Annotated in this window: 16 protein-coding genes; 4 read left to right on the plus strand and 12 right to left on the minus strand. The window is 72.3% G+C overall.

The annotated features are described in order from the left end of the window. Positions 1-118 precede the first annotated feature (118 nt). Genes JYK18_RS43810 through JYK18_RS43820 form a run of 3 tightly spaced genes read right to left on the minus strand, consistent with a single transcriptional unit; the run spans position 119 to position 2562 of the window. Positions 119-652, minus strand: a complete 534-nt coding sequence (locus JYK18_RS43810) for a GNAT family N-acetyltransferase (RefSeq protein ID WP_206810108.1) — start codon at positions 650-652, stop codon at positions 119-121. Between the two features lie 4 nt (positions 653-656). Beyond that, entirely contained in the window at positions 657-1610 is a 954-nt protein-coding gene (locus JYK18_RS43815) for a helix-turn-helix domain-containing protein (RefSeq protein ID WP_206810109.1), read from the minus strand. Between the two features lie 7 nt (positions 1611-1617). Continuing rightward, complete coding sequence (locus tag JYK18_RS43820) at positions 1618-2562, minus strand: alpha/beta hydrolase (RefSeq protein ID WP_206810111.1); 945 nt, start codon at positions 2560-2562, stop codon at positions 1618-1620. A gap of 194 nt (positions 2563-2756) precedes the next feature. Here JYK18_RS43820 and JYK18_RS43825 point away from each other — a divergent pair, with 194 nt between their 5' ends. Further along, positions 2757-3650 (plus strand): TIGR03619 family F420-dependent LLM class oxidoreductase, encoded by an 894-nt coding sequence (locus tag JYK18_RS43825; protein WP_206810113.1) that lies wholly within the window; start codon positions 2757-2759, stop codon positions 3648-3650. Positions 3651-3917: 267 nt separating this feature from the next. Here the strand turns inward: JYK18_RS43825 and JYK18_RS43830 are convergent, their stop codons facing one another. Both JYK18_RS43830 and JYK18_RS43835 read right to left on the minus strand, forming a co-directional pair. Beyond that, positions 3918-4886: an LLM class flavin-dependent oxidoreductase gene (locus JYK18_RS43830; protein ID WP_206810115.1), complete on the minus strand. Its 969-nt coding sequence runs from the start codon at positions 4884-4886 to the stop codon at positions 3918-3920. A gap of 100 nt (positions 4887-4986) precedes the next feature. Continuing rightward, on the minus strand, positions 4987-6372 hold the full coding sequence (locus JYK18_RS43835) for an FAD-linked oxidase C-terminal domain-containing protein (RefSeq protein WP_206810117.1): 1386 nt from the start codon (positions 6370-6372) through the stop codon (positions 4987-4989). A gap of 108 nt (positions 6373-6480) precedes the next feature. On the opposite strand from JYK18_RS43835, the gene JYK18_RS43840 reads away from it, so the two are divergent. Next, positions 6481-7152, plus strand: coding sequence for a TetR/AcrR family transcriptional regulator (locus JYK18_RS43840; RefSeq protein WP_206810118.1), 672 nt, complete (start codon positions 6481-6483; stop codon positions 7150-7152). A gap of 32 nt (positions 7153-7184) precedes the next feature. Continuing rightward, positions 7185-8399: a cytochrome P450 gene (locus JYK18_RS43845; RefSeq protein ID WP_206810119.1), complete on the plus strand. Its 1215-nt coding sequence runs from the start codon at positions 7185-7187 to the stop codon at positions 8397-8399. 16 nt (positions 8400-8415) lie between these two features. On the opposite strand, the gene JYK18_RS43850 is transcribed toward JYK18_RS43845, so the two are convergent. Beyond that, positions 8416-8874 carry a DUF4442 domain-containing protein gene (locus JYK18_RS43850; protein ID WP_206810120.1) on the minus strand — a complete coding sequence of 153 codons (459 nt, stop codon included), beginning with the start codon at positions 8872-8874 and terminating at the stop codon, positions 8416-8418. 50 nt (positions 8875-8924) lie between these two features. Next, positions 8925-9275, minus strand: a complete 351-nt coding sequence (locus JYK18_RS43855) for a DoxX family protein (protein ID WP_206810121.1) — start codon at positions 9273-9275, stop codon at positions 8925-8927. Positions 9276-9423: 148 nt separating this feature from the next. Here JYK18_RS43855 and JYK18_RS43860 point away from each other — a divergent pair, with 148 nt between their 5' ends. Continuing rightward, on the plus strand, positions 9424-10818 hold the full coding sequence (locus JYK18_RS43860) for a neutral zinc metallopeptidase (protein ID WP_206810122.1): 1395 nt from the start codon (positions 9424-9426) through the stop codon (positions 10816-10818). Here the strand turns inward: JYK18_RS43860 and JYK18_RS43865 are convergent. Genes JYK18_RS43865 through JYK18_RS43885 form a run of 5 tightly spaced genes read right to left on the minus strand, consistent with a single transcriptional unit; the run spans position 10809 to position 15752 of the window. Then, positions 10809-11957 carry a glycerate kinase gene (locus JYK18_RS43865; RefSeq protein ID WP_206810123.1) on the minus strand — a complete coding sequence of 383 codons (1149 nt, stop codon included), beginning with the start codon at positions 11955-11957 and terminating at the stop codon, positions 10809-10811. The genes JYK18_RS43860 and JYK18_RS43865 overlap by 10 nt on opposite strands. Then, entirely contained in the window at positions 11954-13651 is a 1698-nt protein-coding gene (gcl, locus tag JYK18_RS43870) for a glyoxylate carboligase (RefSeq protein WP_206810124.1), read from the minus strand. The genes JYK18_RS43865 and gcl overlap by 4 nt, the downstream gene beginning before the upstream one ends. 1 nt (position 13652) lies before the next feature. Then, positions 13653-14537, minus strand: a complete 885-nt coding sequence (locus tag JYK18_RS43875) for a 2-hydroxy-3-oxopropionate reductase (protein ID WP_206810126.1) — start codon at positions 14535-14537, stop codon at positions 13653-13655. Further along, a complete protein-coding gene (locus JYK18_RS43880; protein ID WP_206810129.1) occupies positions 14530-15366 on the minus strand; it encodes a hydroxypyruvate isomerase family protein in 837 nt (278 codons plus the stop codon). The genes JYK18_RS43875 and JYK18_RS43880 overlap by 8 nt, the downstream gene beginning before the upstream one ends. Continuing rightward, positions 15363-15752 carry a gamma-glutamylcyclotransferase gene (locus JYK18_RS43885; protein WP_206810132.1) on the minus strand — a complete coding sequence of 130 codons (390 nt, stop codon included), beginning with the start codon at positions 15750-15752 and terminating at the stop codon, positions 15363-15365. The genes JYK18_RS43880 and JYK18_RS43885 overlap by 4 nt, the downstream gene beginning before the upstream one ends. Between the last annotated feature and the right edge of the window lie 3 nt (positions 15753-15755).

Below are 15755 nucleotides of genomic sequence, written 5' to 3' on the forward strand. Positions count from 1 at the left end.
TTGGTGACTTGCCGACGCAAGTAGGTTGTGCCGACGGGCGGACCCGGCTACACAGGACGGGTTTGGCCGCCGGGGAACGGTCCGGTGACGGACGAATTCAGTCCACTGTGGACGACGACTACCAGGCGTCCCCGTTGCGCCAGTCGCAGATCAGCGCGCCGGTGCGGTCGAGCCGGGCGGTGCCGGGGAGTACGAACACCGAGTCGTCGTCCTCCTCGGTGCGCCGCACGCCTTCGGGCGCGAACACCGAGGTCGGGCCCTGCCAGCGCTGCCAGCCGCGGGCGGCGTAGAACGCGGCGCCCTCGTCACTCGCGCTGAGCGCGCCGAGTTCATAGGCGGACCGGGCGACGCGCTCCAGTTCGGCCATGATCCTGCCCGCGTGCCCCCGGCGACGGCGGTCGGCGCGGACGGCGACGCCCTCGACGTACCCGGTGCGCAGCGCGCGGCCCTCGTGGGTGAGCCGCCGCTGCACAATCGAACCGTGGCCGATCAGCTCCCTACCCTCTCGCAGCAGGACGTGCACACCGCCGAGTGAGTGATCCCAGTCCTCGTCGGAGAAGTCGCCCTCGAAGACCTCATCGAGCAACGCGCGGGCAGCGGTGAGGTCCGGGTGGCCGAGGTCGGCGGTGTGGGTGACGAGCAGGTCGGTCAAGGGTTCACTCCGGGTTCCGGTGCAGGCGCCACAGCGCGATCGCCAGCTGCAGGCGCAGGCGTCCGCGCGGGTCGCGGACCGGCCAGCCGAGCAGCGCCTCGCTGTGCGCGAGCCGCTCCTGCAACGTGGAATGGTGTACCACCAGCGTGGTCGCCGCCGTGCGCAGGCTAGGACTGTCCGCCACCGCGACCAGCGTCGGCAGCACCCAGTGCGCCCCGGCCAGCGCGCGGTCGAGCGCCACCACGTCCGGAGCCGGTTCGGTGTCGTGGCCGACGGCCGTGGCCAGCACGGCGAGGCCGCCCAGTTCGTCGGCGTGCACCACGCGCGGGCCGGGGTCGGGCTCGGTGGCGGCGAAGCGGAGCGCGGTCTTGGCCGCCGCCAGCGATGCGGGCAGCTCCGGCACCGGAACCACCGGTCCGATGCCCTGCCGTTCTTCGCTGGTCAGCGGCGTTCCGGCGGCCTGAACCCGGGCACGGCCGCCGTCGAGCGCGACGGCTCGCGCGGTCTCGCCCAGCCCGAGCCGCCGGGCGGCACGCAACCTCGTTTCGACCGGGGCAGCCGCATCGAGAACGACTTCCCGCGGCTCCCGTTCGCCGGTCCGGTCGAGTACGCCGTGCACGGCGGCCACCGCCCGTTCGAGCACCATCGCGTCGATCGGACCGGCGGGCCCGGAGCGTTCCAGGCAGAGCGCGCCGCCGGACCGGAGCCCGGCCCGCGGCCAGCCGGCGTCCGGCGGCGGCCCGTCACCGAGGCGGTGGCCGTCGGGATCGACGCGGATCAGCACGCGCCGGTCCGGCACGGTCAGCCGCGCCACCCGGCCGGACAGCACCGCCGCGCCCCGCACGATCGGCTCCAGCCCGGCGTGCGAGTCGACCAGGCGATCGAAGTAGGCGATCACCTTGAGCGCCGCGCCGGCGTCCGGATCGAGGGCGGACAGCCTGCCGACGAGATCCTTCATCCCACCATCATGCGCCGAGCACGCGCCGCAGCCACGGCAGTCGCGGCGCCCGGGCCGCCGCCGAGATGGCCGCCTGCGGGGCGAGGCCGTCGAAGCCGTGGAACCCGCCGGGCCAGACGTGCAATTCGGCCTGCCCGCCCGCCTGCCACAGCCGGGTCGCGTAGGCGACCGCCTCGTCGCGGAAGGTCTCCGCCGAGCCGACGTCGATGAACGCCGGGGGCAGGCCGGAGAGGTCCTCGGCGCGGGCGGGCGCGGCGTAGGGGGAGACCTCGGGCGTGCCGCGCCGGTCGCCGAGCAGCGCGGTCCAGCCGAGTTCGTTCGCGTTGCGGTCCCAGATGCCGAGGCCGGTCATCTGGTGGGCGGAGGCGGTGTCGTTGCGGTCGTCCAGCATCGGGCACAGCAGCATCTGCGCGGTCAGCGCCGGGCCGCCGCGGTCGCGGGCGAGCAGCGCGGTCGCCGCGGCCAGCCCGCCGCCCGCGCTCACCCCGGCGAGCACCAGCGGGCCGTCGAACTGCTCGGCCGTCCACACCAGACCGGCGTAGCAGTCCTCGACCGGCGCGGGGTGCGGGTGCTCCGGGGCGAGCCGGTAGTCGACCGAAACCACGGCGAGCCCGAGTTCGGCGGCCCAGTCCAGCGCGTAGGCCAGGTCGGGGGAGCGGTGGCTGCCGAGGATCATGCCGCCGCCGTGGATGTAATAGAGCGTGCCGGTCGCCGGGCCGGAGGGGCGGCCGACCAGCAGCCGGAGCTCGCCCGCCGGTCCCGGGACGGTGAGTTCCTCGAACTCGAAGTCGCCGCCGTGCCGCAGGTCCTCGTCGGAGAGTTCGAGCTCGGTGTACTCGGTGCGGCGGGCATGGATGTCGAGCTCGGCGAACCGGCTCGGCATCTGCTCCTTCAGCACCTCCAGCGCGGCGGCGAGCTCGGCGTCGAACGGCGGCGGGGTGGTGGTGGTCATCGGCTCTCCCTCGGTTCGGTCCTGGCGCCATCTTCGGCCGTGCCCGCCCAGCCACGCGGCGGGAATGTCCCGCCAGTTGGCGGGCGGGTGGGGAGCGGGAGGGGCTGACCTGGGATACTTGAACGCGCAACTAAATCTGGGTAGTAGTGGCAGCAGGGCCGGTTCGGGCCCGCTCGTGCTGCAGAGGAGTCTTCATGCGACTTGGCTTCAGTCTTCCGGTTTTCGGCAAAGCGGCGGCTTCGCCGGGCGGGATCGCGCGCTACGCCCGCGCGGCCGAGGAGGCGGGGGCGGCGGGCCTCTGGGTGGGGGACCGGCTGCTGTCGCCGGTGGCGCCCGAGGTGTCCTACCCCGGTTACGAGACGATGCCCGACGAGTTCCGGGTCGCGCAGGACCCATTCGTCGCGCTGGCGGTCGCGGCGGCGGTGACCGAGAAGGCGATCCTCGGCTCCAGCACCATCAACGCCACGCAGTACCAGCCCGTCAACCTGGCGCGCCAGCTGACCGCGATCGACGTGGCCAGCAACGGCAGGCTGCTGCCCGGCCTCGGCATCGGCTGGTCGCCCGACGAGTACGCCGCCGTCGGCGTGCCGATGGCCGAGCGCGGCAAGCGCCTCGACGACCTGCTCGATCTGCTCGACGCCTGGTGGACGAAAGATGTCGTGGCGCACGAGGGGGTCGGGTACACGGTCCCGGAGACCTACGTCGACCTCAAGCCGGTGCGCAAGCCGCCGGTGCACCTGGCCGGGTTCGGGGAGCGCTCGCAGCGGCGGGTCGCCGAGCGCGCGGACGGCTGGCTGCCGGTCTGGTCGGTGCCCGAGCAGTTCCCGGCCGATGTGATCACCTCGGCCCTGGCCAAGATCCGGGCGGACGCCGAAAAGGCCGGGCGCGACCCGGGTGCGCTGGGCGTGGCGCTGCGGGTGAACGTCGAGGCCGGTACGGATGTCGGGCTCATCGCCGAATCGGTGGCCAAGGTCGTCGCGGTGGTGGAGCCGGACCACACCTTCGTGGACCTGACCTACCTGAGCCGGAGCGTGGAGGAACACCTGGACCTCACCGGTCGCCTGCTGGAGCTGACCGCCAAGGGCTGACGCCGGTTTCCCGCCGCGGGCAAGGACTCCCCGCGGCGGGGGCTCGATCAGCGCCGCACTTCCCGCGGTGGAGTCCCGGCAGTGTCCGGCGGCAGCGGCGGGCCCGGACAGTGCCGGGCCGCAGCGCCGACCGCGCCGGGTCAGTGCCGGGCCGCAGCGCCGACCGCGCCGGGTCAGTGCCGGGCCGCGGCGGCGGTGGCCTCGCTCGGTCAGCCGGGCCGCGGCGGCGGGAGTCCGGTCAGCCGGGTCGCGGCGGCAGGGGCCCGGTCAGCGTCGGACCGCGGCGGCGACTTCGCCTGCGGCGGCCACCGCCTGTTCCTCCTCTCCCACCGGGATCAGCACCACCGACTCCGCGCCCGCCCCGTGCAGGGCGCGCACCTGCTCCACGCACCGCGTCAGGTCGCCGGAGATGCTGAGCCGGTCCACCCACTCCGGCGCCAGTTCGGCCGAGAGGTCCGCGCCCTGCTCGATCAGGGACAGCAGATCCCCGGCGAACGGCAGCGGCCGGATGTGCGGCGCCGTCGACTCCTGCAGGCACCCCACCACCGACGGCCGCACCTGGGCCCGCGCCCGCGCGGGGTCCTCGTCCATGGCGAAGAAGTTGTACGCCACGATCGAATGCCGCTCCGGCGCACCCGGCTCCCCGGCGCCCTCGGTGATGCTCGCCAGCGCCGCGCGCACGTACTCCGGGCTGGACGGCTCGGCCAGGATGGTGCCGTCCGCCGCCGCCCCGGACACGGCCAGCGAACGCGGCCCGCGCACCCCGCTGAACAACGGCGGCACCACCTCCGGCGGGAACTCCAACCGCACGTCGTCGAGCCGGACGTGCTTGCCCTGCACCGAAACCCGCTCACCGGCGAGCAGCGCGCGCACGGTGGTCAGCGTTTCCCGGAGCGCGGCCAGCGGCGAGGGCGGGTACGCGCCGATCTGCCGCATCCACGACGGCACCCCGTGCCCGAACCCGGCGATCAGCCTGCCCGGGTGCAACCCGGCCAGCGTCGCCAGTTCCATCGCCGCGATCGCCGGATTGCGCGCGACCGTCGGCAGCACGCCGATGCCGACGGTGATCCGCTCGGTCGCGGCCAGCACCGAGGCCGCGACCGCCACCCCGCCGGTGAAGAAGCAGTCCTCGACCACCCACACCTCGTCGAGCCCGGCCTCCTCCGCCTGCCTCGCCAAGCTGACCAGCCGCGCCGCGGGCAGGCGGCACGGCACCATCACACCCACACGATTCATGCCGGTGACCCTAGCGGCACCCACCGACAATCAGCCCCGGCGAATGCTATGAGTGGGGCATTACTTGCAATCAACGCTAGTAATGCCCCACTCATAGCATTCAGCGGAAAACGCGGCCAGGGTTCAGGATCCCGCGGGGGTCGAGGCTCGCCTTCAGCTGCCGGTGTGTCCACAGTGCCGCGTCCCCGAGTTCGCGTTCGAGCCAATCCCGTTTGAGCACACCGACTCCGTGCTCGCCGGTGATCGTGCCGCCCAGCCGCAGGCCGAGGTCCATCACCGCGGCGAACGCGGCCTGCGCGGCGTCGACCTGCGCCGGGTCCCGGTCGTCGAAGATGACCGAGGGGTGCATGTTCCCGTCCCCGGCGTGCCCCGCGCAGGTGATCCGCACCCCGTGCGCGGCCGCGATCGCGTCCAGCCCGTCGACCAGTTCCGCCAGCCGCCCGCGCGGAACGCACACGTCGTCGACGAGGCTGGTGCCGAGTGCTTCGTGCGCCGGGCCGACCAGCCGCCGCGCCTGCATCAGCAGCTCGCCCTCGGCCGGGTCTTCGGCGACCACCACCTCGTCGGCCTTGCAGTCGAGCGCGGCCCGTTCGAACGCGGCGAGTTCGTCCGCGGCCGCGGCCCCCGCGTCGGACTGGGCGATCAGCACGCCGCCCACCTCCGGCGGGAAACCCAGGTCCACCAACGCGGACACCGCGTCGACGGTCGAGGCGTCCATGAACTCCAGCACCGACGGCCGGTGCCCCTCCCCGAGGTAGGCGGCGACCGCGCGGCACGCGTCGGCGGGGGACGGGAAGAACGCGACGGCGGTGAGCGGGCGGCGCGCGGCGGGCCGCAGCGCCAGGGTGATCTCGGTGATCACGCCCAGCGTGCCCTCGGAACCGACGAACAGGCTCGTCAGGTCGTACCCGGCCACGCCCTTCGCGGTGCGGCGCCCGGTCCGCATCACCCGGCCGTCGGCGAGCACCACTTCGAGCCCCCGCACGAAATCGCCGGTGACGCCGTACTTCACGCAGCACATGCCACCGGCGTTGGTGGCCACGTTTCCGCCGATCGTGGAGATTTCCATCGAACCGGGATCGGGCGGGTAGTAGAGCCCGCGTTCGGCGACCGCGGCGGCGAGCCTGCCGTTGAGCACCCCCGGCCGCACCACGGCGAGCTGCTCGGGCACGTCGATTTCGACGATCTCGTCCATCTTCTCCAGGCACAGCAGCACACAGCCGTCGAGCGCGTTCGCCGCGCCGGACAGCCCGGTCCGCGCGCCCTGCGGCACCACCGGGACGCCGTGCTCGTGCGCCCAGCGCAGCGCCACCGAGACCTCCTCGGTGTTGCGCGCCCGCACCAGCACGGCCGGGTCCCCGCTGGGGCAGAACGACGCCCGGTCGTGGCGGTAGGCGGCGAGCACGTCGGGGTCGTCGATCGCCGAACCGGGCAGGAGCTGGACGAGCGGGTGCACGGGACCTCCTGGAAGTGCGGGTCTTCCCATTGTCCGGCAAAAGGGGTCAATTCCTTGCCGACCGCGTTCCGGCGGCGCTACCGTGGCCGTGTGACCGGATGACCAGATTCGAAATCTGGTCAAAACCTAGGGGTTGACGTGCGAGGACGGGCAGATCGCATTCTGGACGCGGCGGGTGCGCTGCTGCTGAGGCACGGCTACCGGAAGCTGACCATCGGCGACATCGCGGAGAAGGCGGGCATCGGCAAGGGCACGGTCTACCTGCACTGGCGGGCCAAGCACGAGCTGTTCGAGGCGCTGCTGATGCGCGAGTCGATCGCGCTGTTCGACGAGGTGCTGGCCGAGTTGCGGGCCGACCCGGCCGGGATCGCGCCGCACCGGATCTTCCCGAGGGTGTTCGAGCTGACCAGTCGGCGGCCGCTGGTCGCCGCGCTGGTCACCGGGGACACCGACCTGCTCGGCCAGCTGACCGAGGGCAACCTGCGCAGCTACAAGCAGCTCGCCAACGAGCGGGGCTTCGAGGTGCTCGTGCGCTACGGCCTGCTGCGCGGCGACCTGCCGAGCGTGCAGTACGCGCTGCAGGCCACGATCACCGGTTTCTACTTCTACGACTCGCTGGACCCGGTGACCGGCGCCCGGCTGAGCCTCACCCAGAAGTCGGAGATGTTGTCCCACACCATCCGGCACGCCTTCGAATGCGCCGAACCGGGCCGCCTCGAACCGGCCGCCGCCGAGTTCGTCGAGCTGATGGCCGAACTCACCGAGAACTACCGGAAGTCGATCTACTCGAGCGATCCGGGCACGGGCTGAGAGAACCTCACCACCACAGAAGGGGATTCGTCATGACCGGGACCAAAGATCCGACGCTGCTCGCGGACCGGTGGGGGATCAACCCCGAGCAGTTCTGGTTGCGGGGGCGGCTGCCGGAGCGGTCGGTGGCCTACGACCCGGCGAAGGGCGTGTGGAACGTCTACGGCTACCGCGACGTGGTGCACGTGCTCAGCGATCCGGCGACCTACTCGTCGGACACCACGCGGCTGCTGCCGGAGCGCAAGGAGTTCACCGAGGGCAGCATCATCTCGATGGACCCGCCGCTGCACCAGAAGCTGCGGAAGCTGGTCAGCCACGCGTTCACGCCGAAGGTGATCGCCGACCTGGAACCGCGGATCGCCGAGCTGACCCACGAACTGCTCGACCAGGCCGAGGCCGAGGGCGACCGGATCGACCTGGTGTCCGGCCTGGCCTACCCGCTGCCGGTGATCGTGATCGCCGAACTGCTCGGGGTGCCCGCCGAGGACCGGGACCTGTTCAAGGAATGGGTGGACAAGATGCTGGCGCAGTCCGGCCAGTTCTCCCTGAACGACTCGCGCGAAGCCAGGGACAAGGCGATGGAACCCGCCATGGAGCAGCTCGGCCACCTGGTCGACTACCTGGGCGAGCACGCCGCCGAGCGGCGGCGGAAGCCACGCGGGGACCTGCTGGGCAAACTGGTCGAAGCCGAAGTGGACGGGGTCCGCCTCACCGACCGCGAGGTGGTCAACTTCGCCAACGTGCTGCTGATCGCCGGGCACATCACCACCACCATGCTGCTCGGCAACACGGTGCTCTGCCTGGACGAGTACCCGGACCAGATGGCCAGGGTGCGGACCAACCGCGACCTGGTGCCGAGCGCGATCGAGGAGTCCCTGCGCTTCCTCAGCCCGTTCGCCACCACCGCGCGGGTCACCAACGCCGACGCGGAGATCGGCGGCACGGTCATCGAAGCCGATCAGATGGTGCTGGTGTGGCTGGCCGCGGCGAACCGGGATCCGGCGCACTTCGCCGACCCGGGCGTGTTCGACGTGACGCGGGAACCCAACTCGCAGATCGCCTTCGGCCGCGGCATCCACTTCTGCCTCGGCGCGCCGCTGGCCCGGCTGGAGGGCCGGGTGGCGCTGAACATCCTGCTCGACCGGTTCCCGGACCTGCGCACGGACCCGGACCGGGCCCCGGAGTTCCTCACCGCGCCGACGATGACCGGGGTGCGCCGGCTCCCGCTGCTGCTCAAGAACTCCTGAATCAAGGAGTCCTACTTCAGGACTGCCGCCGCACGCTCCACCGGAACTCGCCGGAGCACACCGCGGTGCCCTGCTCGTCGGTGATCTCGGCGGTGGTGGCGAGGCGGATCTTGGCGGCGGTGCCGTCGAACAGGGTGCGCACCAGCTCGGTGGCCGACTCGCCCAGCGCGCAGCCGGCCACCAGCTTTCCCCGTGCGGGCGCGAGGAACCGCACCTCCGCGGCGAAGCCGAGCGGCACCACGCCGTCGAATTCGGCTTCGTCGCGAGCGGCGGCGATCACCGCGGCGAGCCCGGCGGCGTCGAGCAAGGCGACCAGCCCGCTCGAATGCATGCTGCCGATGACGTTGGCGAAACCGGGCGCGGGCCCGGCGGTGACCTCCGCGGCCCCGTCGGCGGCGCGGAGCACCCGCAGGCCGAGCGTCTTGTTGGCCGGGATCGGCTCCAGCAGGCGGCGTGCCAGCGCGGTGAGGTCCACGCGCTCTTCCTACGCGCGCTTGCTTGCCCCGCGGCGAACGGCGGGTGAACTCAAGCGATGGCGATCAACACGGCCGTCGCGGCGGACAGGAGGGTGAGCACGGCCGGGGGCACGATGTGCGCGGGGGCGTCCTTCGCGCGCACGTGGTAGTACACGGCGCCGATCATCAGCACGGTCAGGCCGATCGCCGCGGCCAGGCCCAGCGGCGTCCAGAACAGGCCGACGATCAGGCCCGCCGCCGCGGCGACTTCGAGCGCACCGATGATCCGGCTCAGGCCCTGCGAGTAACCGAGCTGTTCCGCCGACTTCTTCATCGCGTCGACGTTCGCCAGTTTCGCCAGGCCGGAGCCCAGGAACACGGCGGCCAGCAGGATCGAAAGCACAACCACGACGGTCGACACGGCACGCTCCACGGGGAGGGTTGCTCGGGGCGAGACCACGGTAGCGCGGGCGGACTATCCGAACTACTAGTGATCCGGGTCACAAGTCGAACCGCCTCCGGCGGGGAGCCGTGTGCTGGGCAGACACCCGCACGAGGAGGTGGACCCGGTGCCCCGTGGCGGAATCGCCTTCGTCCTGCTGCTGGTCCTGCTCGCCGGCTGCGCGGTGCCGATCGACGGCAGGCCGCTGTGGCAGGACCCGGCCGCGGTCGCCGGGCTGGGCGTCACCGACGGCCCGAGCGGCCCGAAACCCGGTGCGCCGCCGGTGAACCTGACCGCCGAGGGCAGCGACGGCGGGGAGATCGACGCGCTCGCCATCGCCGCGGTCGCCGACGTCGAGCGCTACTGGGCGGCGAAGCTGCCGGAGACCTTCGGCCAGGAGTACGTACCGGTCATCCGGCTCGTTTCCTACGATTCCGGCGAACCCGGCGGCGTCGTCTGCGGTACCGAGACCGAGGGCCTGGTGAACGCCTTCTACTGCGGTGCCGTACCGGACGTCGTCGCCTGGGATCGCGGCGAACTGCTGCCCGAGCTCAAGGACCAGTTCGGCCCGGCCGCGGTGCTGACCGTGCTGGCCCACGAACTCGGCCACGCCGTGCAGTTCCGGCTCGGCGTCGGCGAGCAGACCCCGACGATCGTCAAGGAGCAGCAGGCCGACTGCTACACCGGTGCCTACTTCCGCTGGGTGGCCGAGGGCAACTCGCCCGCCTTCCGGATCACCACCGGCGAAGGGCTCAACCAGGCGCTGTCCACGCTGTTCCTGATCCGCGACTCCGCCGAGGTGACCTTCGAGAACGAGGGTGCGCACGGCAACGCCTTCGACCGGGTCTCCGCGTTCCAGTTCGGCTTCACCGACGGGCCCCAGCGGTGCGCGCGGATCGACACCGGCGAGGTCGAAGCCCGCAGCACCCAACGGGGTTCGGCGGCGGGCGGTGGGGACGAGCCGAACCTGCGGCTGGACAGCAAGCAGGCGCAGGCGGACCTCACCGCGAGCCTGCGCGAGGCCTTCGCCGGAACGCGGTCGGCACCGGCGCTGACCACCGGGCCGACGCTGTGCGAGGCGACCGGCAGCCCGGCCGCGTACTGTTCGGCGTCCAACCAGATCGGGCTGAACCTGCCGGAGCTGGTGCGGATCGGCACGCCACCGCAGCGCGGCCGTCCCGGCGGGCTCGGCGATTTCGCGGCCTTCGCCGAGGTGGCCTCCCGGTACACGCTGTCCGTGCAGCAGGAGGCCGGGCACACGCTCGAAGGCCCCGCCGCGGCACAGCGGACCGCCTGCCTGACCGGGTTCTGGGCCGCCACGCTGACCGCCGGGACGGACACCGCGTTGCGCCTGTCACCCGGTGACCTCGACGAGGCGGTGGCCGAGATGCTCGCGCCGGACAGCCTCATCGCCGCCGACGCCCGCGGGGAAGCGCTGCCCGCCGGGTTCGCGCGGGTGGCCGCCTTCCGCGACGGGTTCGCCGCCCCCGAACCCGCCGTCTGCTCCTCGACCTATCCCTGAAGGTGGTCGCGGGCCAGTTGCGCGGCCCGCCGCCGCAGCAGCCGGGCCGCTTCCGCCATCGACCGGGTCGGGTCCGGTTCGACGTCGGCGAGCGCGTACGCGGCCCGGAAGCCCGCCGCCTCCAGCTCCGGCGGGGAGAGCAGGCAGCGCCCGGCCACCGCGATCACCGGCACGTCCCCGGCCGCCCGCGCCACCCCGGACGGCGCCTTGCCGTGCAGCGTCTGCGTGTCGAGCGAACCCTCGCCGGTGATGACCAGCCGGGCGTCGCGGAGGGCGGCGGGGAAGTCCAGCAACTCCAGCACCACCTCGATCCCCGGCCGGGTTTTCGCGCCCAGCAGGGAAAGCGCGGCGAACCCGACCCCGCCCGCCGCGCCGGCTCCCGGCGCGTCCACGTGTTCGGTGCCGACGAACGACGCCCACCGGTGCAACGCGCGGTCCAGCAACTCGACCTGCTCCGGTGACGCGCCCTTCTGCGGCCCGTAGACCGCCGCCGCACCCCGTTCGCCGAGTAGCGGGTTGTCGACGTCGGTGGCCAGTTCGAATTCCACTTCGGACAGACGAGGGTCCAGGCCGGACAGGTCGAGCCGGTCCAGGTCCAGCAGGGCGGCTCCGCCGGGCGGCAGGTCCCGGCCATGCGCGTCGAGCAGGCGCGCGCCCAGTGCGGTCAGCATGCCCGCGCCGCCGTCGGTGCACGCGCTGCCGCCGACGCCGAGCACCACCCGGCGGCGGCCGGCCCGGATCGCCGCCGCGACCAGCTCCCCGGTCCCGGAGCTGGTCGCGGTCAGCGGCAGCGGGGGACCGGGCAGCCGGTGCAGCCCGGACGCCTCCGCCAGCTCGACCACCGCCGTGTCACCGCGGATCGCGAGCGAGGCGGACACCGGCTCTCCGGCGGGGCCGGTCACCACCGTGCGCAGACGGCGGAAACCGGCCGACACCACCGCTTCGACGGTGCCGTCCCCGCCGTCCGCGACCGGCAGCGACCGCACCGGGACCTCCGGTCGCACCTCGGCGATCCCGGCGGCCACCGCGGCAGCCACCTCGGCCGCGGACAGCGAGCCCTTGAACTTGTCCGGCGCGACGAGCACCGCTGAGGGCGGGCGGCGGGCGGGACTGTCCGCCGCGACGGGCACTTCGCTCATGGCAGCGGCTCGAACTCCTTCACCGCGTCGATCGCCGGGCCGTGCGGCGTGTTCGCCTCCCGTTCGATCATGATCTCCACCAGCACCGGCCGCGAGGTGGCGACCGCTTCCTTGCGCGCCCATTCGATGGTGTCCCGGATGTCACCGGGCTCGGTCACGCGGCGCCCGGCGCAGCCGTAGGCCTCCATCACCTTGACGTTGTCCGTGCCGTACTCGTCGTAGTGGATGTCCACCTGGTAGTTCATCCGGTACGGGATGGACGCCTGCCGGATCAGGCCAAGGTACTCGTTGTTGATCATGATCAGCACGAACGGCACGTGGTACTGCGCGGCCACCGCCAGTTCCTCGACCAGGTACTGGAACCCGTAGTCGCCGACGATGCCGACCACCTCGGCCTCCGGCGCCGCCTTCTTCACCCCGATCGCGGCCGGGATCTCCCAGCCGAGCGGCCCGGCCTGCCCGCAGATCTGGTACCGGCGCGGCTTGTACGCCTTCTGGTGCTGCCCGCCCCAGATCTGGTAGAGCCCGATCGCGGTGACGAAGTAGGTGTCCTCGTCGAAGATCTCGTTGATCTCCTTGTACACCCTGGGTGCCTTGATCGGCGTGGTCTCGAAGTCCTCGCGCCGGACCAAAGTGGACTTCAGCTCGGCGATGCGCGAGACCCAGCCACCCGCCGGGCGTGCCGCGTCGCGGGCCTTCGCCGTGCGCAGCAACGCTTGCAGGAACAGCTTGGCGTCGGAGACCACACCGAGCTCCGGCGGGAACACCTTGCCCAGCTGCGTCGGCTCGATGTCGACGTGGATGAACTTGCGCTCACCGCGGTAGACGTCGAGCGTGCCGGTGTGGCGGTCGCCGAAGCGCGCGCCCACCGCGAGCACGGTGTCGGACTCCAGGAAGGACGCGTTGCCGTAGCGCTGCGAGGTCTGCACCCCGGTGATGCCGGCGAACAGCGGGTGGTCCTCGTCGATCGCGCCCTTGCCCATCAGCGTGACCTGCACCGGGATGTTCAGGTACTCGGCCAGCTCCCGCAGTTCGGCGGCCGCCTCGGCGATGATCACCCCGCCACCGGCGAGCAGCAGCGGTTTTTCCGCCGCCAGCAACAGGTCCAGCGCGCGCTCCACCCGCGGCTGGTACGGGTGCACGGCTTCCACCGGCAGGGGCGCGTCGATCGAGGCGTCGTACTCGATCTCCTGCTGCGCGATGTCCACCGGGATGTCGATCAGCACCGGACCCGGACGGCCCGAGCGGGCGATCCGGAAGGCCTCCCGGAAGATCCACGGCGCGGTGGCGGCCTCCTTGATCTGCACCGCCCACTTCGTCACCGGCTTGGCGATGTCCACGATGTCGACCGCCTGGAAGGCTTCCTGGTGCAGTTTCGACGAGGCCGCCTGACCGGTGACGCAGAGGATCGGGATCGAGTCGGCCATCGCGGTGTACAGGCCGGTGATCATGTTCGTGCCTGCCGGGCCGGAGGTGCCGATGGCCACGCCGACGCGGCCGTTGGTGCGGGCCCAACCGTCGGCCATGTGCGTGGCGCCCTCCTCGTGGCGCACGGTCAGGTGCTCGATCCCGCCGCGGACCTCCATCGCCTTGTACAACGGGAGGATCGCCGCACCGGGACACCCGAAGGCGACGTCCACGCCTTCGGACTTGAGCACCTCGACCACCGCTTCCATCGCGGGCATGCGCGCCATCTCAGTTCCCTCCTCGGCCGGACAGCCGCTCGACCACGGTGAGCAGCGCGGAATGGTCGGAATCGCCGAGCCCCTGCGCGCGGGCGGCCTGCACCAGCGCGGCGACCTGGCCGCCGAACGGCAGGGAGACCTCGGCCTGCCGCGCCGCGTCGAGCACGATGCCCATGTCCTTGTGGTGCAGGTCGATCCGGAAGCCGGGCCGGAAGTCCCGCGCCAGCATGGACTCCCGCTTGAGCTCCAGGATCCGGCTCGCGGCCAGCCCACCGGCCAGCACGTCGAGCCCGGCCCGAGCGTCCACACCGGACGCTTCCAGCAGCACGATCGCCTCGGCCACCAGCGCGTAGGTGCCGCCGACCACGAGCTGGTTGGCCGCCTTGACCACCTGGCCCGCGCCGTTCGGCCCGACCAGCGCGGCCACCTTGCCGACCGCGTCGAAAACCGGCTTCGCCGCGTCGAAATCGGCTTGCGTGCCACCGGCCATGATGGACAGCACGGCGTTGACCGCGCCCGCCTCACCACCGGAGACCGGCGCGTCGAGCACGCGGACCTCCTTGCGGGCGCCCGCTTCGGCCACCTTCTGCGAGGTCTCCGGCTTGATCGTGCTGAAGTCGATGAACAGGGTGCCGGGCTTGATCGTCTCGAACACCCCGCCCTCGCCGAGCACGACCGCTTCGACGTGTGGATCGGCGGGCAGCATGGTGATCACCACGTCCGCGCCATCGATGGCGTCGGCGACCGAACCGGCCGCCTTGCCGCCGTCTTCGGCGAGCCGGGCGACGGCCTTCGCTTCGAGGTCGTAGCCGGTCACGGTGAACCCGGCGCGCACCAGGTTGCGGGCCATCGGCGCGCCCATGATGCCGAGGCCGATGAATGCGAGGTCAGTCATGGAGTTCCTTCGTCGTCTGGGAAAGCCAGCCGAAGCTGTCGGCGCTGGCACCGGACGGCTGGTACTCCAGGCCCACGTAGCCCGAGTAGCCGTTCGCGGCGAGCTTGCCGAGGTGCCCGGCGAGGTCGACCGATCCCGTGCCCGGCTCGTTGCGGCCGGGCGCGTCGGCGATCTGCACGTGGCCGATCCGGCCGGTGTGCGTGGCGATGACCGCGTCGAGGTCGTCGCCGTTGACGGTCAGGTGGTAGAGATCGGCCAGCAGCCGCAGGTTCCAGCCGTGGTCCTCGCGCTGCACCCGGTCGAGCACGGCGAGGGCGTCGGCGGCGGTGCGCAGCGGGTAGGCCGCGACCCCGCTCACCGGCTCGAGGAGCACCACCGCGCCGATGTCCCCGGCCGCGCGGGCGGCGATCGCCAGGTTCTCCGCGCCGATCTCGTCCTGCTCGGCCGGGTCGGTGCCGTCGATCCGGTTGCCGTACAGGGCGTTGAACGCCCGGCAGCCGAGTTCCTGCGCGATGCCGATCGCGATCGGCAGGCTCTCGCGGAACTCCCCGGACCGCCGCGGCAGCGAGACGAGCCCGCGGTCCCCGGCGGGCATGTCGCCCGCGGCGAAGTTCAAGCCCGCCAAGCGGACCCCGGCGTCACGGATCGCGCGGACGAACCGCGTGACCTCCGCGTCGCCGGGCGTCGAGGTTTCGAACGGCCACCAGAACTCGACCGCGTCGAACCCCGCCGCCTTCGCCGCGGCCGGGCGGTCGAGCAGGGGGAGTTCGGTGAAGAGGATGGAGAGGTTCACGTCGAGCCGGAGGCCTTCCGGCACGGAGACGGTCATGCTGCCCTTTCCCGGGTCCGGCGGTAGGCCCGCCAGTCCCCGATCTCGGTGATGTCGCGGAGTTGGACGTGGGAGGTGTACGGGCGGCGCAACAGCATCGCGAACGCCGAACTGCCGTCGGCCAGTTCGACGACGCCGAGCTCCAGTTCGTGGGGTTCGGACGGCAGCACGTGGTCGCGCAACGCGTCGAGGCCGATTTCGTAGACCTCGCCCGCGACCGCCGCGCCGCCGTGGGAGACCGGGAACAGCGCCGGGCACTGGTCGCCGACCGAGTAGAAGCGGTACTTGGGTGCCGTGGTGGTCGCGGTGACCAGCGGTGCCCCGCCGAGCAGGTGGTGCAGCGGTTCGCCGCGCATCGCGCCGCCGTTGAGGAACATCAGGACCACAGC

This window comes from Amycolatopsis sp. 195334CR (assembly GCF_017309385.1).
Classification (GTDB): Bacteria; Actinomycetota; Actinomycetes; order Mycobacteriales; family Pseudonocardiaceae; genus Amycolatopsis.